Source organism: Embleya sp. NPDC127516 (assembly GCF_044765325.1).
Lineage (GTDB): Bacteria > Actinomycetota > Actinomycetes > Streptomycetales > Streptomycetaceae > Embleya.
The window spans coordinates 352,634-374,058 of the sequence record NZ_JBIWJT010000008.1; the positions used below are offsets into that span (position 1 = coordinate 352,634).

The window sequence follows — 21,425 nt, forward strand, 5'->3', positions numbered from 1 at the left end:
CGGGCTCCGGTGGGACCGGGCGGGAACCCGGGCGACGGCTCTCACGCAGCGTGGTCGAGCGTACGCACAGTTCCGATCCCACCCCCAGGGTGACTGACCGTCAGTAGCATGGCGGGAGGAGGCACCATGGACACGGGACACGGAGCGCTCGCGCTGCCGTCCTTCGACGATCGGCCGATCCTGCGGGATCGGGTGGCACGAGAGCTGCGCGCGGCGTTGATCGCGGGCGAGATGCGGCCCGGTGTGGTCTATTCCGCGCCCGCGCTGGCCGCGCAGTTCGGCGTGTCACCGACGCCGGTGCGCGAGGCGATGCTCGACCTCGCCAACGAGGGACTGGTCGAGGCCGTACGCAACAAGGGCTTTCGGGTCACCGAACTCTCCGACCGCGAGTTGGACGAGTTCACCGAGGTCCGCGCGTTGATCGAGATTCCGGTGGTGGCCCGGCTCGCGGGCGTGGTCACCCCGGCCCAACTGGCCGCGCTGCGCCCGGTCGCCGAGGAGATCGTCGCGGCGGCCGAGGTGAGCGATCTGATCCGGTACGTGGAGGCGGACCGTCGCTTCCACCTGTCGCTGCTCGCGCTCGCGGGCAACGAACACCTGGTTCGGGTGGTCGGCGATCTACGCAAACGCTCGCGCCTGTACGGTCTGTCCCGACTCGCGGAGAACGGCCGACTCGTCGCGTCCGCCGCGGAACACCTCGAACTCCTGGACGCGCTCGCCACCGGCGACCCGGCCCGGGCCGAGAGTGTGATGGCGCGGCACATCGGCCATGTCCGCAATCTGTGGGCGGACCCGAACCAACCGGGCTGAGACCGGGGCGGGGTGGGGCCGGGGGCCGAGACCGCCTTCCGATCCCGGCTCCGGCGTCGGCGCCCGAGTCCTCGGACTTCGGGCGCCGAGCCGCTGCCGGACGGGGATGAGGGTGGGAGTAGGTCAGATCTTGCCGGCGACCATGTCCATCAGCCGGTCCAGGACCGCGCCACCGGAGGCGTGCGAGCCGTCGTGCTCCCACTCGTTGGTGACCCACGCGCGTACGTTGGCCACCTCGCGCGCCGTCTGCAGGGACAGGTCCGCGTCCACGTACATGTCGTCGAAGTAGACCGCCGCCGCGACCGGGACCGGATTCGTCCGCAGGCGCTCGATGTCGTACAGGACCGGCCAGTCGTCGTGTCGGGCGAGCAGGTCGGCCGCCTCGCGGAACGGGCGCAGGGCGGCGATCTCCTCGAACATCCAGGGGTACATCATCTCGCCGGTGAACAGCAGCCGGTCGGCGTTCTCGGCGAACTCCGGCAACCCCGCCCGCACCTTCTCCGCGGCCCAACCGGTGGCGACCTTGCCCTGGCCGTAGATCGGCTCCTGGAGCACGGCCCACAGGGGGTTGTCGGTGAGCGCGGTGGCGTGCATCACCGCGGCACGGAAGGTGTCCGAGACCTGGTCGCCGTCCCACGCCTCGTCCAGCATCCAGTGCACGCGCTCGTAGCCGTCGCCCATTCCGAACGCGTTGCCGAGGAACTGGAGCCGGCGCGGGGTCAGTCGGTCGCCGTCGGGCAGCCGGACGTCGTGCGCGGTGAGATGGTCGGCGAGCCGACGCACCTGCTCGACGTCGTCCGGGTAGCGGGCGTAGTACTCGGCGTTCTTGTCCCGCACCCGGGGATAGGTGCGCCGATAGACCTCCTCCGCGGTCACGTCCAGACCAATCAGCCCGCCGGTGACGTAACAGGACTTCAGCCCCTCGGGCGCCGTGGAGAGGTAGGCGAGGGTGATGAAGCCGCCGTAGCTCTGCCCGAGCGTCTCCCACGGCTCGTCGCCGCACAACCGCCGGCGGATCAGCTCGGCGTCGGCGACGATCGAGTCGGCGCGCATGTGCCGCAGCAGCGTGGCGAGTTCCTCGGGTGCGGTACGGGCGGCCAGGCTCGGCGTGATCGGCGTGCTGCGGCCGGTGCCGCGCTGGTCGAGGAGCAGGACGCGGTGCGTGCGCAGCGCGCGCTGGAGCCAGCCGGCGGGGCGATTGGGCCGGGCCGATTTGCCGCCCGGGCCGCCTTGGAGGAAGCACAACCACGGCCGCTTCTTGTCGACGGCGGTGGGATCGACCACCTCGCGGGCGAAGACCTCGATGGTGGGCCCGTCCGGACGGGAGTGGTCGAGCGGGACGGTGAATGTGTGATCGGTGAGGGCCATCCCCGGGATCCGGGTGATGCGGGTCATGCGGATTCCTCTCCAGCCTCTTGTCCGTGTCGTACGCGGGGCACTTTAGTGCCGTGTGACATTTCACAGGAGAGATGGGCTTCTTGTCTCGCCTCCCGGCGAAGCAATATCGGCACGACCCCGGGGTCCGGACGCACACGAGTGGGTCTGCCCTGATGTCGGGAGGTCGACTCGTTCGATACGTTCGGCTTGGTCGGATGGTTCGGCTTGCTCGGTTGGCTCGGCCTCCTCCAGGGGTTCGGGCCGCCGTTCGGCCCGTTCGGCTCTTCCGCGTGCTCGCTCGGTGCGGGATCGTCGTCGGGTCCGCGCGAGGATTCTCCGTTCCGCGAGGCGAGACGAGGCGAGGCGAAAGGTGGCAGTCGTGGCCGATGGTCCCAACGTTGCCGGTCCGTTTTCCGCGTTCCAGGACTCGATCTACCTCGATGGCCTGTTGACCGGGGAGACCCCCGCGTACCCGATCGACGCGTCCGACCTCGAGGCCGCCGCCGGAGAGCTGCTCGAACCGGGTCCGCGCGGATACGTCCTGGGCGGCGCCGGCGGTGGGGCGACCATGCGGGCCAACCGGGCGGCGTTCGAGCGGCGTCGGATCCTCCCGCGCATGCTGCGCGACGTGGGTGGGCGTGACCTGTCCCGCTCCGTGCTGGGCACCGACCTGCCCGCTCCGGTACTGCTCGGGCCGGTCGGCGTGCAGTCCATCGTGCACCCGGAGGGCGAGTTGGCGACCGCGCGCGCGGCCGCCGGCCTGGGGGTGCCGATGGTGGCGAGTACGGCGTCCTCGTACACGCTGGAGGAGATCGCCGCCGCCTCCGGCTCGGGTCCGCGCTGGTTCCAGCTCTACTGGCCGCGCGACAACGACGTCACCGTCAGCCTGCTCGCCCGGGCCCGGGCGGCCGGTTACACCACACTCGTGGTCACCCTGGACACATGGTTCCTGGGCTGGCGGCCGAGCGACCTGGAGCGGGCGTACCTGCCCTTCCTGCGGCAGGTCGGGATCGCGAACTACCTGAGCGATCCGGCCTTCCTGGCCGGTCTGAGCAAGCCGATCGCCGAGGATCCGACGGCGGCGATCGCGCACTGGGCGGGGATGTTCTCCGACCCCACCAAGACCTGGGACGACCTGGCGTTCCTGCGCGAGAACTGGATCGGTCCGATCGTGCTCAAAGGCATCCTGCATCCGGACGACGCGCGCCGAGCGCGCGACGCCGGTCTGGAGGGGATCGTCGTGAGCAATCACGGCGGACGCCAACTCGACGGCGCCATCGGCGCGTTGGATGCGCTGCCGAGTGTGGTCGAGGCGGCCGGCGGGGACCTTACGGTGCTCTTCGACAGCGGCGTGCGCACCGGCGCCGACGTACTCAAGGCGCTTGCCCTGGGTGCCCGCGCGGTCCTGGTGGGCCGGCCGTACGTGTACGGCCTCGCGCTGGGCGGTGAGGCGGGTGTCCGGCACGTACTGCGCTGCCTGCTGGCCGAGTTCGATCTGTCCATGGCGCTGTCCGGACACGCCGCTCTCGACGGACTGGACACGTCGGCGCTGGCCTCGGATTGACCTCGGGCCTGCTCCGGGCCGGCCCCGACGAACCTCGCACCGACTTCGGACCGGGTCGGTCGTATTCGCGCTGACGGCCGCTCGATATAGCCCTGTTTGCCCGCTGGATTCGGATACTCTCCGCGCATGATCATGCCCGGAACGAGAGGACCCAGTTCGTGAGCGATCCCGCGCGTCCCGCCGCCGGCCCGCACGCCATCCTGCGCCGGATGACCTCGCGCGACACGGCGGAGCCGCACCGCGCGTCCACCCCGCTCGAGTTGTTCTTCGACCTGACCTTCGTGGTCGCGGTGGCCCAGGCCGGCAGTCGACTCGTGCACTCGCTGGCGGACGGGCACCCAGGACACGGGATCTTCGGGTACCTGTTCGTGTTCTTCGCGATCTGGTGGGCGTGGGTGAACTTCACCTGGTTCGCGTCCGCCTACGACTGCGACGACCCGCTGTACCGGGTCGCCACGCTCGTACAGATCACCGGCGTCCTGGTCCTGGCCGCCGGAGTGCCGCGCGCGTTCGACAACAGCGACTACGCGGTCGCCATCGTCGGGTACCTGATCATGCGCGTCGCGCTGACCTTCCAGTGGCTGCGGGCGGCCCACGACGAGACCGACCCGGCGGCCCGGCGCACCGCACTGCGCTACGCGGCGGGGCTGGTGCTGGTGCAGATCGGCTGGGTGGTCCTGCTGCTGCTCCCGGACGCCGCGTGGAAGTGGGGCTTCGTACCGCTGGCGATCGCCGAGATGGCGGTGCCGGCGATCGCCGAACGCCGCCACACCACCGCCTGGCATCCGCATCACATCGCCGAGCGGTACGGGCTGTTCACCATCATCATGCTCGGCGAGAGCGTCTCCGCCGCGACCATCGCGATCCAGACCGCGCTCGACGACGAGGCCGCGCTGGACGAACTGCTGCCGATCGCCGCCGGCGGGCTGCTGATCGTGTTCGCGGCGTACTGGATCTACTTCGCGGTGCCGATCCACGACTTCCTCGCGTCCAATCGCCAGGCCTTCCTGTGGGGGTACGGCCACTATGTGATCTTCGGCTCGGCGGCGTCGATCGGCGCGGGCCTGGAGGTCGCCGTCGAGCAGGCCGTGGGCGAGGCGCACATCTCCCGGATGGCCGCGTCGGCGAGTGTGACGATCCCGACCGCGCTGTTCCTGCTGACCACGTACGCGCTGCATTCGCGACACCACAAGAACGGCCTCGCGCAACAGTCGCTGCTGCCGACGGCCGCCGTATTGGTCCTGCTCTGCACGTTCCTGGGCGCGGCGGCCGTACCGACGGCCGGCGCGGTGGCGGCCTTGACGGTGGCGATGGGGATCGTGCTGTCGGCGCGGCAGGGCGAGGGGGATGTACGGCCGCGCACCGGGCGGCGGGCCGAGGGGTGAGGTGCCCCCGGGGGCACGGTGCGGCCGGGTCAGCCGGCCGTCAGGCGCCGGGCCGGGCCCTGGGGTTCGGGTGGGAGGAGCGGACCGCCTTGCCACTGTTGGAATATCAGCATGGTGTGCACCTGGGTCACCTCGGTGCGTGCGGTGAAGCCGTCCACCACCAGCCGTTGCAGTCCGGTCGCGTCGGCGACCGCGACGTGCACGAGGAAGTCGTCGGGTCCGGCCAGGTGGTAGAGCGCGCGGGTCTCCGGCAGCTTCAGCACGTGCCCCACGAACGGGTTGAGCACCACCCGGTGATGCGGCCGCACCCGAACCGCGAGCATCGCCTGCAACGGCCGGCCGAGCGCCGCCGCGTCGACCTCCACCGTCGCCCCCTTCACCACCCCGGCCGAGCGCAGCCGGGCGACCCGGTCCAGGCACGTCGACGGCGCGATCCCGACCTCGGCGGCGAGCGCCTTGTTGCTGATCCGGGCATCGTTCTGGAGGGACCGGAGAATCCCGAGATCGATCGGATCGAGGGCGATGGATTGGCTCATCGGGCGATCATAATTCGGGCCATCGGCTCATTTGCCGGGGGGAGGCGCACGATGGCGGGCATGGCTGACCTCCGTGTGGATCTTGACGCAGTGAATGGGACGACGGGCGTGGATGGCGGGCTCGCCGTGGGCGGGGTGCACGGAGCGCGTCCGGTGGACGGCGTGCGTGCCGTGGACGGCGTGCGCGGCGAAGGCCGAGTGGGCGGGGTTGGGCGGATGTTCGAGACACGGGCGGTGCACGCGGGTCGCGACGACCTCGCCGCCCTCGGTACGCACGCCGTGCCGATCGATCTGTCCACCACCTACCCACTCCCGGACCTGCCGGCCGCGGCGCTCGCCCTGGACGCCTACGCGGAGGGCGCGCTGCCGGAGGGCTCGCCGATCTACGGCCGGTTGACGAATCCGACGGTGCGCCGCTTCGAGGTCGCGCTGGCCGAGTTGGAGGGATGCGCCGACGCGGTCGCGTTCGCGAGCGGCATGGCAGCGGTCACCGCGTGCCTGCTCGCGGCCGCCGCGCAGGGCCGCCGGCACGTGGTGGCGGTCCGCCCGCTGTACGGCACCACGGACCACCTGCTCACGAGCGGCCTACTCGGCACCGAGGTCACCTGGGTCGAACCGAGCGGGGTGGCCCGGGCGTTGCGACCGGACACCGGTCTGGTGATGGTCGAGACACCGGCCAATCCGACCCTGGCCGAGCTGGACCTGGCCGACCTCGCCGCCCAGGCGGGGGACGTTCCGCTGTTGGTGGACAACACGTTCGCGACGCCGGTGTTGCAACAGCCGGCCAGGTCGGGCGCGCGGATGGTGCTGCACAGCGCGACCAAGTTCCTCGGCGGGCACGGCGACGTGATGGGCGGCGTGGTCGCTTGCGATTCGCAATCGGCCGACGTACTGCGCCAAATTCGGTTCGCCACAGGAGCGTTGCTGCATCCGTTGGCGGGCTACCTGTTGCTGCGCGGCCTCTCGACGCTGCCGATCCGGGTCGCGAAGGCGTCCGCGTCGGCCGCGATCCTGGCCGAACGGCTGGCCGCCCACCCGGCGGTCGAGCGGGTTCACTACCCGAGCATCGGCGGCGCGCTGGTGGCCTTCGAACCGGCCGGCGACCCGATGGCGCTGGTGGCCGCGCTCCGGCTGATCACACCTGCGGTCAGCCTCGGCGGCACGGACACGCTGATCCAGCACCCGGCTTCGCTGACCCACCGGGTGATCGACGACGCGGCACGGGACGAGGGCGCGATCGGACCGAAGTTGCTGCGTTTGTCGGTGGGTCTGGAGCACGAGGACGATCTGTGGGGGGACTTGTCGGCGGCTTTGGAGCGGAGCTCGGCTACTTCGGCCTCGGCTTCGGCTGCGGCTGCGGCTGCGGCTTCCAACTTGGCTTCCGCTTCCGCTTCCGATTCCGCTTCGGTTTCGGTCTCGGTCGTGATGCTTCATCAGGAGACGTCTCCGGCGCACGTTTGAGTGGCCCGGTCGGGGTCGAGCCGGGTGGGCGCGCTCCGGACCTCGTGACGACCGACCGCCGGTCCGGAGCCGCGCGCCCTGCGGCCCGAACAACGCTCAGCGGTACGTCAGGCCGGAGAGACGCAGCGCAAGGTCGCGGCGTACGGCGGGGATTCGGGTGATCGTGCGCAGCACGACGTTGCGCAACGGGCGCAGTGCCGGGGTGATCGTGGCGACGCGGGTCATCCGGTCGGCGAGCCGCACGATCTGCTCGGCGATCGGACGGCGGGTGGCGCCGTACGCGTCCAGGGCCGAGGTCGCGCCGCCGTCGAGCACCGAGCCGAGCGCGTCGGCCAGCGCCACGGCGTCGAGAATGCCGGCGTTCATGCCTTGCCCGCCGGCCGGGCTGTGCACGTGTGCGGCGTCGCCGGCCAGCAGGATCCGCCCGGCCCGGTAGGTGTCGGCGACGCGGTGGTGGACCCGGAACCGCGATCCCCACACGACCTCTTCGACCACCACCCGGCCGGTCGACGGGCCGCGCTCGTCGATGAGTTCCTGTACGAAGGCGAGCGACGGCTCGTGCGGCGCGTCGGCGACCGGCGCGACGACGCGGTGCCGACCACCCGGGAGCGGAGCCACCACCACGAGACCGGCGGGTGCGAAGTACAGGATCACCTCGTCGGCCGACACGGCACCACCGAGCCGCACGTCGGCCAACACGAACGACTCGCCGTACGTACCGCCCTGGAATCCGATGCCGGCCTGCTCGCGCACCGTGCTGTGCATGCCGTCGGCGCCGACCACCCAGGCGGCACGCACTTGTTCGCCGTGCTCGAAGGTCACGGTCACGCCGTCGGCGTCCTGGTCGAGAGCGGTCACCGAATACGGCCGCAACACGGTGCCGCCGAGCTCGGTCAACCGAGCCGACAGGGTCGCCTCGGTGGTGGCCTGGGACACCATCAGCGAGTACGGGTAGTCGGTGGGCAGCCCTTCGAAGTCGATGCGGACGACCACCCGGTCCCGGTCACGAATGGTGAACGTCGGTGACTGGATGCCCAGTTCGACCAGCGCCCCGGCCACGCCGAGCGGGGCGAGCACCTCCAGGGTGCGGGCGTGTACGACGGCGGCCCGCGAGGTGTGCTCGGCGGCGGCGTGCGCGTCGACGACGGTGACGTCGCGCCCCTGGGCGACCAGGGCGAGGGCGAGGGTCAGCCCGGCGGGACCGGCGCCGACGACCAGGACGTCGGTGGTGGCCGGCAGTCGCGGGGGCGAGGAGGGCTGCGGAAACGGCTGAGGGGTGGCGGGAGTGGTCGGGATGGCGGGAGTGGCGGGGGTGGTCGGGGGCTGGGAGGTCACGGCGGGCTCCTTCGGGGCGATGGCGTGCGACGGGCTGCGATGGGGTGGCTCGGTGCGGTGCGGTGCGCTGCGATGCGGTGCGCTGCAATGCGGTGCGCTGCGATGCCGAATCGGGCGCGGCGTCGGGTTGTACGGGCCTACATCCTTGTCAACACCTGTTGGCCAACGGCTGTTGACATAACCATGACGCGACCACCTCCGATTGTCAACAAGCGTTGGCCTACAATCGTTGACATGAGTACTCCGCGAAGGTCATCAACCGAGACCAAGGCCGTGATCCTGGCCGCCGCACGCGAGCGGTTCGGGTCCGACGGCTACGAGCGCGCGACGATCCGGGCGATCGCCGCCGACGCCGCGATCGATCCGGCCATGGTCATGCGCTACTTCGGCAACAAGGAGAAGTTGTTCGCCGCCGCCGCCGATGTGGACCTGCGCCTGCCCACTCTCGAATCGGTCCCCCGCTCTCGACTCGGAGCAGTGCTCTCGGCCCATTTCCTGGATCGCTGGGAGGACGACGAGGCGATGATGATCCTGCTGCGCACGGGCGTCACCAACGAGGAAGCCGCCGAACGCATGCGCGCGGTCTTCGCCGGACAACTCGCGCCCGTCGTGCGCCGTGCCTGCCCGAACCCCGAAGAGGCCCCCCGTCGCGCCGGCCTGGCCGCCACCCAGGTTCTCGGCCTCGCTCTGTGCCGCTACGTCCTACGCCTCCCGCCGATCGTGGCCATGACGCACGCCGAGGTCGTCGGCTGGCTCGGCCCCCAGCTCCAGCGCTGCCTGACCGGCGATCTCGGCACTCCCGAAGAAGCCCCCAAGGAAGCCGCCGAGGAAGCCCACGGGTAACCCGCAGGCGCCCGCGGAATCGGGGGGATTCCCCCCAGTGGCCGCCGAGTTGGTTCCGGTAGCGTCCCGATCAGGCCCGAACCGGCCGAGCCGAGCGGTGTCCCGCGCGCCGCCACCGGAGGTGATGCGTCATGTCCACACACGCAGTTCCACCTCACCGCACGGCCCGGCGCCCGCTCCGCCGGCCGGATCGCCGTTCCAACCGCCGCCCGGAGCCCCGGTACACGGTCGGGCGCCCCACCTCGGGTCGGCCGCCGCGCGGCCGGCGCGCCGTCACACCGGCTCTGGCGCTGTTGGCATCCCTGATCGTGCTGGTGGCCTGTACCTCCTCGACCTCCACCCGGAGCCCGGCTGCCGTGCCCATCGGTCCCGCGCCGCCCGCGGCCCTCCCGGGCGGAACCGCGCCCGGTGCGACCAACGACCCGTCCGCCGCCTCGTGCGGCAATCCGACCGCGAGCCTGCGCCCCAAGTCGGGGCCGCCGCGTGCCGCCGACTACACGACCGACGGCTCGCTCGCACGCATCCTCAGCCAGGGCTACCTGACCGTCGGGATAGACCAGAGCACCTACCCGTTCAGCTACGCGGACGCGACCGACCACAACAGGCTCAAGGGCTTCGACATCGATCTGGTCCGGGAAATAGCCGCCGACCTGTTCGGCGACTCGGACCCGAACCGACTGCGCTTCCGCGTCGTGCCCAACAGCATCCGCGAACAGGCCGTCGCGCACGGTCAGGTGGACATCGTCGCGAAGTCGGTCACCGTCAACTGCCGGCGCCGAACCGTGGTCGACTTCAGCTCGATCTACTACGAGTCGGGACAGCGCGTACTCGTGCTGCGGGGCAGCCCCGCCGCGGCAGGCGACCACTCGAAGGGCCTGACCGGCCTACCGAGCGGAACCCGTGTCTGCACGGTCGCCGGCACCACCGCGGCCGACGCGGTACGCGCCACCAGGTCCCTGGCCCCCGTCACCGGCGACACCTGGGCGGACTGCCTCATCCACATCCAACAGGGCCAGGCCGACGGAGCGGTCGGCGACGACACCATCTTGGTCGGCCTCCAGGCCCAGGACCGCTTCGTGGAACTGGTCGGTCCCAAACTCACCCGCGAGCCATACGGCCTGGAAATCGCCAAGAACAACCCGGACCTGGTGCGATTCGTGAACGCGTCGCTGGAACGCATCCGCCGCGATGGAACGTGGCTGCGCCTGTACGACACCTACGTGGCCCGCTTCATCCCCGGCACCGAGGCGGCGACTGCGCCGGAGGCGGTGTACCAGGACTGAGACCCGAAACGGCGTCGGAACCTGAAGGACATCGGAACCGGTGGAGCAAAGGAGGGTTGGAGGCGGCGGCACGGCCTACGTCGGCGACGGGCCGTCACCGGGGACGATCAGGCCCGACTCGTAGGCGATGACGACCAGTTGCGGTCGATCGCGCGCGTCGAGCTTGGCCATGATGCGACTGACGTGCGTCTTCGCGGTGAGCGGGCTCAGCCCGAGAAGCGTGCCGATCTCCGCGTTGGTCAAACCCCGGCCGACCAGCGTGAGCACCTCGCGTTCGCGCCCCGACAGGTCCGCGACCCGGACCGAACCCGGCTCGCCCACCGTCGGCGTGGTCGGCATGCGCAGTACGCGCGAGATCAGCCGCGCCGTGGGCCCCGGTGACAGCAGTGCCTCACCCGCCCCGATCGTACGGATCGCCGCCAGCAACTCGGCCGGGCGGGTGTCCTTGACCAGGAAGCCGCCGGCGCCGGCGCGCAACGCGGCCACCACGTTCTCGTCGTCCTCGTAGGTGGTCAACACCAGAACCCTGACCCGCGACAACTCCGGATCCGCAGCGATCAGCCGAGTGGCCTCGATCCCGTCCAGGATGGGCATCCGGATGTCCATCACGATGACGTCCGGCCCGGTGGTGCGGGCGAGTTCGATCGCGGCCCGCCCGTCGGCGGCCTCGCCGACCACCTCCATGTCCGGGGCCGAGCTCACCAACATCGCGAACGCCGACCGCACCAGGTGCTGGTCGTCCGCAAGCAACACCCGCAACTTGCCGCCCGTCACACGCTCCCCCACTCACCCGACACCGCCACCGGCGGCCATCCCGTCCGAATCCGCCGCCCGAAGGGCATGACATCACGCGCGGCGGTCCGCCGCTCGCGCACCCACCGCACCGGTCGCACCGGTTGCATCGGGCGCATCGGTTGCACCGGGCGCATCGGTCGCATCGGCTGCGTCCGTATCGCCGCGTCGGCCCGTACGCCCGCCGCTCGCGTGCCCGGGCGATCGGGCCGACGCGGCCCGTGCCGCCGCATCGCGCAGCCGTCACCGCACCCGGAGGACCGCGTCTCGCACACGCCGCCACAGGGCGTCAGGCCCTCACCGCACGTTGATCATCGCGCGCCCCCGCCCGACCGGCGCGGTACCCCACCCCGAAGCTCCGCGCCTCCCCATCGCCGGGTCATCCCGCCCCCGCCCGCTCGCCCATCGGCAACACGGCCTCCACCTTGAACCCGCCTCCCGCTCCGGGCCCCGGCCCCGCGACCAACGTCCCTCCCACGCTACGGGCCCGTTCGGTCATCCCGAGGATGCCGAACCCGCCCTCCCGCCCGGCCTCGACGTCATTCCCACTCCCGCTCTCGCTCCCACTCGCGATGCCGCTCCCGATCCCGACTCCACGGCCGTCATCTCGCACGGCGACCCGCAGTTCGGCATCCACGACGACGAGTTCGACCCGTGCGGAACGTGCCCCTGAATGCTTCACCACATTCGTCAGCGCCTCCTGCACGATCCGGTACACGGCAACGCCCACCTCGGGCGCCGGCGGTGGTCCGTCGTGGCCGACGAGCGTGACCTCGATGCCGGCGGAGCGGGCCGCGCTCACCAGCGGCACCAGGCCGTCCAACCCGGCCAGGCCGGGCACCGCCTCGTACGACGCGACCTCCTCGGCATCCCGCAACACGGACAGCGTGGCTCGGAGTTCGTGCCTGGTGTCCCGGCACGTCTCGGCGATGGTGTCCAACGCACCGACCAGCACGGCGCGTTCCACCGGCGGCTCCTGGGCCGCGAGGTGCGCGGCCACGCCCGCCTGGACACCGATCAACGTGATGCTGTGCGCGAGCAGGTCGTGCAGGTCGCGCGCGATCCGCAGCCGTTCCTCGGCCACCCGCCGCCGGGCCACCTCGTCCCGCGTACGCTCGGCCCGCTCGGCCCGATCGATGATCGCGCTCATGTGCGCGTGATGGATGCGCCACGCCTGCCCCGCGACCAACGCCGCGAACACCCAGCCGGCCATCCCGCAACGATCCCGCCACGACGGCGCGTCCTGGCCCCCGAAGGTCATCGCCACGACGACCACGGTCAACGCCACGAAGGCGAGCACGATCGCCTCCTCGCGCCGGATGTACGCCGCGTACGTCCCCAGCGCAAGCAGCGCCAACGCGGCCGCGCTCTCGTGCAGGTACTCCCGGTTGTGGTACGGCACAGTCAGGATGAACGTCACCAACAGCACGGTTCCCGGCCGCGTCCGACGCCAGGCCAGCGGGATCGCCGCACCGACCAGCAGCGCCACGCCGATCGGGTCCATCGCCCGTTGTCCCGGCCACATCCACGCCGAGCCGATCGCGCACGCCGCCAGCAGGGACGCGAGCAGGGCGTCCCAGAGGGACGCCCCACCCCAAAACGATCGCTTCGTCACACCGCCATCTTCCGGGACGACGCGGGCGGTTCCACCGGCCGGGTCCCCGCCGACTCGGGCGCGGGCCGCCGAGACAACGGCCCCGGCCACCAGATCCGCCGATCAAGCGCCACGCTCGCGGCGGTGACCAGGAACGTACGCACCAGGAACGTGTCGATCAACACGCCCATCGCAACCACGAATCCGATCTCCACCAGGGAGACCAGCGGCAGCAGCATGAGCACCGAGAACGTCGCCGCCAGCACGAACCCGGCGGACGCGATCACCCCGCCGGTGGTCTCCAGTGCGGCCGGCGCGGCAATCCTGACCGAGTCCCCGCGCAGCGACATCTCCCGCACCCGGTGCATCAGGAAGATGCCGTAGTCCACCCCCAGTGCGACCAGGAACACGAAGGTCAGCAGCGGGGTTTGCGCGTCCACTCCCGCGTATCCGAAGCCGTGCTCGAAGATCAGCCCACCGATGCCCAGCGAGGCGGCCCACACCAACGCGACGGCCGCGACCAGGATCAGCGGCGCGATCAGACTCCGCAGCAAAACGATCAGCACCAGCAACACCGCGAGCAGCACGAGCGGGACGACGACCCGGCGGTCCCGCGCCGTGGTGTGCGAGGTGTCCATCTGCTGCGCGGTGGACCCGCCGACGCGCGCGTCCGGCACGGTGCGCAACCGTTCGATCGTGGCGTGTTCCCCGGCCGACTCCGGCCGATCCTTCGCGAAGGCCAGGATTTCCGTCCAGCCACCCGCCGTTCGCGCCTGCCGGGCGTGACCGACACCCTCCGTCGTGGAGACCGCCGCGAGCACTGCCGAGGCCCGTTCGGTACGCGCCATCACCGCGATCGGCGCACCCGACTGCTCCGGGAAGGCCGCACTCAACGTCGCCTGCGCCGCGATCGACTCGGGCTTCGAGGTGAAGCCGTCACCCTGCCGCAGCGGGTCCGGCAGCGCGAACGCAGTCAGCGCACCCGCCCCCAGCAGTACGACCCCCGCCACCAAAACCGCGATCGGCCGCCGGGAGACCCCCGTCCCGATCCGCGCGTACGCCCCGCGGCCACGCTTGGGCTCGCTGCCGAACGCGGGCACGAACGGCCAGAACACCCGCCGCCCGAGCAACACCAGCACCGCCGGCAACAACGTCGTCATCACCGCGAGCGCACACGCCACGCCCACGGCGCCGACCGGCCCCATACCCCGACTGCTGTTCAGATCCGCGGCGGTCAGGCACAACAGCCCCACCACGACCGTCCCCGACGAGGCCACAATGGCCGGCCCACATCCGCGCAGGGAGGCAAACATCGCGTCCAACGGGCGTGCGTGGACTCGTAGTTCCTCGCGATACCGGGCCACCAGAAGCAGCGCGTAATCGGTACCCGCACCGAACACGAGCACCGTCAACACACCCGAACTCTGTCCGGTGACGGTGATCCCGAACGCCCGCACCAACCCGTACACCGCCGCCGTCGCGACCGCCACCGCGACACCGGCGCACGCGAGCGGCACGAACCACAGGTACGGGCTGCGATAGGTCAACATCAGCAACACCGCGACCACGATCACGCTGGCCAGCAACAGCGTCCCGTCGATCGAGTCGAACACCTCCCCCATGTCCGCCTCGATCCCACCGGGCCCACCGAGTCGCACGCTGAGCCCGTCCGGATGCCGATCGAGCACCTTGCGAATGTCCGGGACGATCTCATCCGGCTCGGCGCCACGCCGATCGACGGACAACGCGTAGCGCAACGTCGCGTGGTCGACCGACTCCTCCGCCACCGGCCCCGGACCGGCCACCAACGGATGCCGAGTCACCACCTCGGCGACCTGACCGGCCGCCAACTCCCGGTCGGCGACCGTCAATCCGCCGTCCCGGTGATACACGAGCTGCACGTCCATCGCGTCACCGCCGGGCAACCCTGCCTGAACCTTGGCCACTTGGGTCGACTCGGCGTTCGCCGGCAGGTAGTCCACGGCCTCGTTGCGCTGCACATCGGCGAGCTTGGACGCGAACATCCCGGCCACCAGGACGACAAGAATCCAGCCGCCCACGACGGCCCACGGCACCGCCCACAACCGCCCCCGGCGGGCCGGGGCGGTCTCTTCCTTCGAGAGTGTCTCCATGCCGTCAAGGCTCTCGGCCGCCCGGGTCGGAGGCGTCCGGCGGACGGCCGATGTCCGGGTTACTCCGGGCGATGTCCGGGGGTGGTGACTAATCCCGTGGGAGTAATGGCGGGGAGTAGGGCGGGGGTTTGGGGCGGGGGTTTGGGACGGGGGTGCTTACGAGGGGGAGGGTGGGGTGGCTGCCGGGTGGGGCGGTGGCTGCGAGGGGGGTGGGGTGGCTGCCTGGGGGGTCGAGGGGCGCGGTCCGCCGGCTGCACCGCGCCGAGATTCCGGTGGCGCGCACACCGTGCGTCCCGCCGCCCCACGCGGCGACCGACGCCCCCGTGAGCGCCGGTCGCCGACGGCCACCTCAGTGGCGAGGAAGAGACCATGGACTCTCTCGACTCCGGATCGAGACGCCCGCTCCCCTGGATCGAGAACCTAGGCGTGGCGCGGAGAAACGGAATCAGTTACGGATAGGTAGTCGCGAGGAGCTGCGAAAAGGCGCGAGAAGGCTCGAAGAGGTGCCAGGTGGTGCGAGGAGGTGTGCCTACGGGCGCTTGAAGCGGTGGTACGGCCTGCGCGCCTTGAACGTGATGTCCAACTCCGGCGGCCGCAACGAGTCGTCGGGGGGCAACTCGTGGGTGAGCGAACCGACCAGCGCCAAGTAGCCCTTGAGCGCTTCGGGTTCGCGGATCCCCCGGCCGGCGGCGTACGCGAATTCGGATGAGGCGGCGGCGAAGACGTCCCGGCTCCCGATCAGGAACGCGGTACGCGCGTACGTCACGGGCCGCAGCCACTCCCTCGTGTCGCGATGCCCACTCTGCCGCAGCCACGCGGCGGCATCCCGTTCCGTGCGCTCCTCGCGAGTCTCCACCGTGAGCGGCGTACCAGCCGTCAACCGCCGCCTGACCCGCGGCCACGCGCTCGGGCGCAGTCCGAGTGAATGATGCATCAGCACCAGGTCCACCCGACCGCCGCTCGCGTCGATGAACGCCTCGTCGTCCAACGGCACACCACTCCGCAACGGAACATGCACGACGGTACGCCGCGAATAGGCGGCGAACGAAAATAGGGCCGCCAACCGGGACAACCCGTCATGATCGCCGACCACCACGCCGTACTCCCCCAGCGGATCGGCCAACGCGGTATGCCGCAACGGCGACCAAGGTTGCACCACGCGATACTCCACCAAGCCGACGCGCGGCCGGAACTGACGCAGCCTCAACCGCACGAACACCCACCCATGGCCCCACCCATCCCGACACCTTCCCGGCCCGACACCTTCCCGACCCGACACCTTCCCGACCCGACAACACCACCGACGCAGCGAAGTTCCGGACGCCGGCGCAAAAGAAGGAATCGCGCCTCGGCCTCGGTGCCGGCCGCCCGCCCTGCGGGCGACCCCTCCGGCTTCGGCGCCCCGACACGCGGACCACCCACGAACTCGACCACGAGCTCGCCCGCGCCGACCGAACCGCCGGCCTCGTACGGCCAAGGGCAACCCCGGCCCCCGGCGTCGCTCCCGTACGGCAACCCCTCGGCCGAGCAGCCGCCGCCGACCCGCCGAGCACACCCGCCCGGGCGCCCGCCCCGGAGTCGCGACGCTGCGGCAAGCGGGCAAGTGCGTCGGGGGTGCCAGGCAGCGGGGCGCGCCGGTCACCGAGGCATCACGGCCGGCCGGTTCGAGGTGGTGCGGCGTCGGCTCGCCTGACGCCCGAGGCAGGCCGAGTCGATCCACTTCTGCCTGGTCCGGCCCGCCGGGTTCGGGTCCGCTCCGGGCCGGGCTGGGCTGGGCCGAAGCACTCCGAGGCCGCTCCAGAACCGCTCCGCACCGGCCCGGTCCCGCCCGACCCCTCCTGCGATCACCCGCCGCCGAACCAAGCCGGCATGTCGAAGTGGAACGAGTCCCCCGGTGTCATCGTCCGGAGATCCTCCTCCAACGCACGCAGTCGATCCATGCCGAGCGTCTCACCCCACTTGGCACGCAACTCCTCGAAGACCGCCGCCGACTTCGCGAGCGAATCGACTCCGCGCACGGTGAGCCGAACCACCTTGCGCCGCGCGTCACTCGGATCTACACCGCGTTCGACGTAGCCCAGGCGCTCCAGGCCATCGATCGTCTTGCCCGCCGCCTGCTTCGAAACGCCCAGCAGGCGGCCGAGTTCCACAGCCGTGGTGCCGTTCGGACCGATGGCCTGGAACACGAAGCCATGCATCGGACGCAGGTCGGGATGGCCCTGCCGGGCGAGTTCCGCGTGAACCTCGTCGATGAGCATGCGAAACGCCATCAGCAGGCGCAACGGCAGCTCGAAGCCGGGCGGGTCCGATTCGGGCTCACCGCCGCCGTCCGCACTCGCCGAAACGCGCTCGCTCCCGCGATCGCCCACTCCGTCCGTACCGCCCACTCCGTCCGTACCGCCCCCGCCGCCCGGACCACCCACTTTGCCCGGACCACCCACGCCGTGCGGACCGCCCGTACCGCCCGCAGGCGAATCTGTTGACATGAATAGACAACCTGGTTCACTATTTAGACAACGATGTTGTCGAGTTGCTCACGAGTCTACCGAGGAGATCAACGTATGCCCGTCATTCGCAGTGCCGACGCCCGCGTCACCACCACCCCGAACGCCGTCATGACCACGTACGCCTCCCCGACCCAGGGCGGCACCGAAGCGGCCCTGTGGCGCGTGGACATGGCCGCAGCAACCTCCGGCCCGTACCACGCCATCGACGCCGACCAGATCTGGACCGTACTCACCGGCAGCCTCACCGCCGACGTCGACGGCGAAAAGCTCACCGCAGCCACCGGCGACACGCTCGTCCTCCCGGCCGACGTCCCGCGCCAACTCCACTCGGACACCGAATCCGGCTTCTCCGCCATCGTCACCTGCCCCGCAGGAGCCCTCGCCTACAACCCGAACGACATAACCCCGCCCGGCGCCTGCGGAATGGCCCCCAAGGAGGCCAAACGCGTCCTCCCGCCATGGATCGCATAACCCACACCCCCGCAAGCCCAACCAGCCCCCGGCCCACCCACCGAAACCAACCGTGAGCCCGCCGGCCACCCTCGGCCGACGGGCTCACGTCGTCCGGACGGTCACTCCACACCCTGTGCCGCTCCCCTTCGCCACCCGCCCCACCAACGCATCCAGGTCCAGCACCAGAGCAACCCCCAAAGATCGCCACCAAACAGCAGCAACAATGCCGGACCCCCGGGGGCGGCCGGTGAGGGCGGCGGCCGGCGGCGGGGTCGCTGACAGCGGGAGGGCAGCGGCGGCCGGCGGCCGATGACGGCCGGTGGGCGGCGGCGTGCGGGTGACGGGCGGCCAGTCGGTGCCGGTGGGCGGCGGGCGGTGGGCGGTGACCGGTGGGCGGTGGCCGACCGGAAGCGGACCGTGGCGGGCTGCGAAGTCCGGCAGCGAACGGGTTGGCCCTGTGGCCACCGGGCCCACAGATACCGGAACTCCACAACCATCCGCCGCTGTTGGCCCCTAGACACTTGGCGGATCGCCACGAAATCGCCTCCGCGGCACGCACCCGTCACCTCATCGCCGCCCACCCCAGCCCAGCACAAGACCGGCCCGCCTCCTGGCACATGAACCAGAACCACAGGACCGAGCGGCGAAGCCGAGCACCATGACGCTGAAGCGGAAGCGCCAGAGCGCGACCCCGTAGTCCGGCCGCCCCGCCGCCCCGCAATCCACGCAATTCGTCAACGCCACCGCGCTTACGTGGCCCTCATCCAACTCTCACCAAGCCCTCATCAACCGCGCCTCCACCCATCCCTCACCACAAAGGCGCCTCCGCGCGGGTCACCGCAAGGGTTCGCTGCGCCAACTCCTCCAGTACGCAGGCCTCTTGCCCCAGCAGCCCGGTCCTGACCCGACTCGGCGCCATCGACGGCCAGCCCGCCGCCGCGCCATACAGGGCGCCGGCGATCGACCCCGCCACCGGCGCGGTGGTTTGGATATCCAAGCCCCCGCGTACCGTCAGGCCGATCTGCCGACACGGATCCCCATCGCCCCAGAGCAGCCCCGCCGCGACCAGGCAGGCGTTCCCAAGCGCATCCCCCCGCGTGGTGGTTCCGTAGCGCTGATGCACCTCGGCCGCCGCCTGCTCCCAGGTCCGCCCACGCGTATAGGCGACCAGAACACCCTGAATCGCGCCCGACAACCGCGATTCGAGGGGCACATGCCGCAACGACACACCGACCGCCTGCGCCGCATCCCGCGCCGTGAACGCAGCCGCCGCAAGCGCCGCACTCCACATCGCCGCGTACAGCCCCTCACCCGCGTGCGAGACAACCGCGTCCTTACGCGCCAACCGCGCCGCCCGCCTGGGATCGCCGGGAGCCACGTACCCGTACAGATCCGCTCGCGCCATCGCCTCATCGGTATCACCGCGAGCACTCCCGGCAGACACCGTCGCCGGCGGCAACGCACCACCCAGCAAGGCCAGATACGCGGCCTGCTCCGCCGGACGTGGACGCAGGAACGGCAGCGTCAGCAACCACAACGCCCCGACCTGCGCACTCGTGAATCCCGGCCCGTGCAACTCCAACACCCGCAGACTCAGCACGGCTCGATCGATCGCGTCGCTACGGTCCTCCGCGCGAGCGACATCCGGCACACCCGACCCGCCCGGGATACGCGCCGCCTCATGGGCGCCAAGGCAACGTCCGATCCAGCCTCCGTGGATGCGGTCCAGCAACGCGACACCGGGTGGCGGTGGGTCGATGGCCCCGGCCGGGGGAAGCGCGTCGTCCAGGAATCGATCGGCGTCATCCGGGCCGCCGTTGCTCCGATCCGCCCGGACCGGGACACCTCTCGGCGATCGCCGCCGCTTAGGCTCGCCTCGAGCCGGCTCATCTCGGGCAATTTCGCCCCGATTCAGCTCGCCTCGATTCGAATTGCTCGCATTTGCTTTGGCGCGACCGGTTTCGTCTCGCCCAAGACGCTGCCGTTCCAGACGGTCTCGACCAAGACGACTTCGATCCACCCGATCTTGCACAAGACGATCTTGAGCAAGACGGCCTTGGGCAGCATCTTCCGGAGCGGCACCGTCTTGAGCAAGACGGTCAGCGGAAACACCATCCCGAGCAATATCGTCTTGATCAAGACGATATTGAGCAAGACGGCCTTCGGCGATGCGCTCTTGATCAAGGCGGTCTTGCCCAAGAAGCTCTGGCCCCGGACGGGCTGGGTTCAGATGATCTCGATGAAGATGATCTCGGCCGATGCGATCCCCCTCCAGACGGTCTCGGTCGCGACCATCCTGCGCCCGCCCACCCTGAACTCGGTCGCCCAAAGTCCCACTCCCGCCGGTTCGACCACCATCGATTCGTCGATCTCGAGCCGTACCATCGCCGTTCCGATCATCTCCCGTCAGACAATCTCGCTCGCGATCATCTCGCGCCCCGCCACCCTGGTCTCGGTCAGCGCCTACCGCCCCACCAGCTCGAACTCGACCTCCGTCGGAGCGTTCGCCCCGCTCCGCAGGATCTCCCTCGCGAACATCTCGTCGCCCATCATCCGAAGCCCGAACGTCACGGGTCGGATCATCTTGCGGCTGACGATCTGGCGCTCGACGATCGCCAGGCCGATCGCCGGGCTGGCGCGAGCCACGGCCCCCGTCGTCGTTGTCGAACCGACCATCGCCGAGCCGATCGTCTTGCGACAGACGATCTGGGCGCCGAGGAATTCGCGTTCCGTCGCCGAAAGCCGGACCGTCACGATCAACGCCGGCTCGCACGCGATCGCCCGCGGCTCCGGCGTCGCGAACCACGACTCGGCGGCCCCGCCCATCGCAGGCTAAGTCACTCGCGCCTAGTTCGGAGTCGGCTGCCGGAGCCTCGCCGATGCCACCGCCGCCGGCGCCAGTTCCCCGCCCACCCCGGTCATCACCACGAGGACCGCTTCCGAGCCGAGCGTCGCCGCCCCAACCCTTGTCCGCACGGCCGGCTCCAATCCCGGCCCCGCCTCCGGCTGCGGCCTCACCCTGGCCCTCGCCCACCGCGCGGCCTCGACGCCGGCCGCTCCCGCCCGGCCTTCGACCAGCCCGCCTTCGACGGCCCGACCCAAAGTCGTCCGAATCTCGACCCCCCTCGGCCCGCAGCACCGACCGCGGCACCAGCAACTCCCGCGCCGGTTCCGCTACGCCCCGATCACCGGAACCGTCCGCCGTCCCACCCACGCCATCGCCGGCACGCAACCCATCACCCACGCCACCCAACACCCCCGACGGATCAGCCACATCCGCCGCACCCGAGGCCTCCGACGAAGCACCCCCATCCGGCCGCACTGCCCGCGCCGCCGCTGCCGCCGCCCTCGTC

The 21,425-nt window shown here is 70.9% G+C and carries 17 protein-coding genes; 8 read left to right on the forward strand and 9 right to left on the reverse strand.

What is annotated here, in order from left to right; genetic code table 11:
- Window positions 1–126 precede the first annotated feature (126 nt).
- Complete coding sequence (locus tag ACIRL2_RS18375) at window positions 127–810, forward strand: GntR family transcriptional regulator (protein ID WP_395863533.1); 684 nt, start codon at window positions 127–129, stop codon at window positions 808–810.
- Between the two features lie 123 nt (window positions 811–933).
- On the opposite strand, the gene ACIRL2_RS18380 is transcribed toward ACIRL2_RS18375, so the two are convergent.
- Window positions 934–2,205, reverse strand: coding sequence for an alpha/beta fold hydrolase (locus ACIRL2_RS18380; RefSeq protein WP_402233252.1), 1,272 nt, complete (start codon window positions 2,203–2,205; stop codon window positions 934–936).
- A 361-nt stretch (window positions 2,206–2,566) separates the two neighbouring features.
- Between ACIRL2_RS18380 and ACIRL2_RS18385 the strand changes: the two genes are divergently transcribed.
- Together ACIRL2_RS18385 and ACIRL2_RS18390 are read left to right on the forward strand one after the other, a co-directional pair.
- Window positions 2,567–3,751, forward strand: coding sequence for a lactate 2-monooxygenase (locus ACIRL2_RS18385; protein ID WP_395863529.1), 1,185 nt, complete (start codon window positions 2,567–2,569; stop codon window positions 3,749–3,751).
- 209 nt (window positions 3,752–3,960) lie between these two features.
- Entirely contained in the window at window positions 3,961–5,136 is a 1,176-nt protein-coding gene (locus ACIRL2_RS18390) for a low temperature requirement protein A (RefSeq protein WP_402233316.1), read from the forward strand.
- Window positions 5,137–5,165: 29 nt separating this feature from the next.
- Here the strand turns inward: ACIRL2_RS18390 and ACIRL2_RS18395 are convergent, their stop codons facing one another.
- Complete coding sequence (locus tag ACIRL2_RS18395; protein ID WP_395863527.1) at window positions 5,166–5,672, reverse strand: Lrp/AsnC family transcriptional regulator; 507 nt, start codon at window positions 5,670–5,672, stop codon at window positions 5,166–5,168.
- A 216-nt stretch (window positions 5,673–5,888) separates the two neighbouring features.
- Here ACIRL2_RS18395 and ACIRL2_RS18400 point away from each other — a divergent pair, with 216 nt between their 5' ends.
- Window positions 5,889–7,133 carry a trans-sulfuration enzyme family protein gene (locus ACIRL2_RS18400; RefSeq protein ID WP_402233255.1) on the forward strand — a complete coding sequence of 415 codons (1,245 nt, stop codon included), beginning with the start codon at window positions 5,889–5,891 and terminating at the stop codon, window positions 7,131–7,133.
- Between the two features lie 96 nt (window positions 7,134–7,229).
- Here the strand turns inward: ACIRL2_RS18400 and ACIRL2_RS18405 are convergent, their stop codons facing one another.
- The gene (locus ACIRL2_RS18405; RefSeq protein ID WP_402233258.1) at window positions 7,230–8,468 is read right to left on the reverse strand and encodes an FAD-dependent oxidoreductase; all 1,239 of its coding nucleotides are present in this window, start codon (window positions 8,466–8,468) and stop codon (window positions 7,230–7,232) included.
- A 234-nt stretch (window positions 8,469–8,702) separates the two neighbouring features.
- Here ACIRL2_RS18405 and ACIRL2_RS18410 point away from each other — a divergent pair, with 234 nt between their 5' ends.
- Complete coding sequence (locus ACIRL2_RS18410; RefSeq protein WP_402233261.1) at window positions 8,703–9,311, forward strand: TetR family transcriptional regulator; 609 nt, start codon at window positions 8,703–8,705, stop codon at window positions 9,309–9,311.
- Window positions 9,312–9,604: 293 nt separating this feature from the next.
- Window positions 9,605–10,594 (forward strand): transporter substrate-binding domain-containing protein, encoded by a 990-nt coding sequence (locus ACIRL2_RS18415; RefSeq protein WP_402233264.1) that lies wholly within the window; start codon window positions 9,605–9,607, stop codon window positions 10,592–10,594.
- A gap of 75 nt (window positions 10,595–10,669) precedes the next feature.
- Here ACIRL2_RS18415 and ACIRL2_RS18420 read toward each other — a convergent pair whose 3' ends face one another.
- The 5 genes from ACIRL2_RS18420 to ACIRL2_RS18440 all read right to left on the reverse strand — a co-directional run bounded on the left by ACIRL2_RS18420 (window position 10,670) and on the right by ACIRL2_RS18440 (window position 17,382).
- Window positions 10,670–11,368, reverse strand: coding sequence for a response regulator (locus ACIRL2_RS18420; RefSeq protein WP_395863520.1), 699 nt, complete (start codon window positions 11,366–11,368; stop codon window positions 10,670–10,672).
- A 397-nt stretch (window positions 11,369–11,765) separates the two neighbouring features.
- On the reverse strand, window positions 11,766–13,001 hold the full coding sequence (locus ACIRL2_RS18425; RefSeq protein ID WP_402233267.1) for a sensor histidine kinase: 1,236 nt from the start codon (window positions 12,999–13,001) through the stop codon (window positions 11,766–11,768).
- Complete coding sequence (locus tag ACIRL2_RS18430; RefSeq protein ID WP_402233270.1) at window positions 12,998–15,112, reverse strand: MMPL family transporter; 2,115 nt, start codon at window positions 15,110–15,112, stop codon at window positions 12,998–13,000. Before ACIRL2_RS18430 ends, ACIRL2_RS18425 begins: the two co-directional genes overlap by 4 nt.
- Before the next feature lie 529 nt (window positions 15,113–15,641).
- Entirely contained in the window at window positions 15,642–16,325 is a 684-nt protein-coding gene (locus ACIRL2_RS18435; RefSeq protein WP_402233319.1) for a hypothetical protein, read from the reverse strand.
- A gap of 631 nt (window positions 16,326–16,956) precedes the next feature.
- Window positions 16,957–17,382: a MarR family winged helix-turn-helix transcriptional regulator gene (locus ACIRL2_RS18440; protein ID WP_395864055.1), complete on the reverse strand. Its 426-nt coding sequence runs from the start codon at window positions 17,380–17,382 to the stop codon at window positions 16,957–16,959.
- Between the two features lie 291 nt (window positions 17,383–17,673).
- On the opposite strand from ACIRL2_RS18440, the gene ACIRL2_RS18445 reads away from it, so the two are divergent.
- Window positions 17,674–18,090, forward strand: a complete 417-nt coding sequence (locus tag ACIRL2_RS18445; RefSeq protein WP_402233273.1) for a cupin domain-containing protein — start codon at window positions 17,674–17,676, stop codon at window positions 18,088–18,090.
- Window positions 18,091–18,880: 790 nt separating this feature from the next.
- On the opposite strand, the gene ACIRL2_RS18450 is transcribed toward ACIRL2_RS18445, so the two are convergent.
- Entirely contained in the window at window positions 18,881–19,804 is a 924-nt protein-coding gene (locus ACIRL2_RS18450; protein ID WP_402233276.1) for an ADP-ribosylglycohydrolase family protein, read from the reverse strand.
- Here ACIRL2_RS18450 and ACIRL2_RS18455 point away from each other — a divergent pair.
- Complete coding sequence (locus tag ACIRL2_RS18455; RefSeq protein WP_402233279.1) at window positions 19,787–20,908, forward strand: hypothetical protein; 1,122 nt, start codon at window positions 19,787–19,789, stop codon at window positions 20,906–20,908. The two genes, ACIRL2_RS18450 and ACIRL2_RS18455, sit on opposite strands and share 18 nt — an antisense overlap.
- Window positions 20,909–21,425 lie beyond the last annotated feature (517 nt).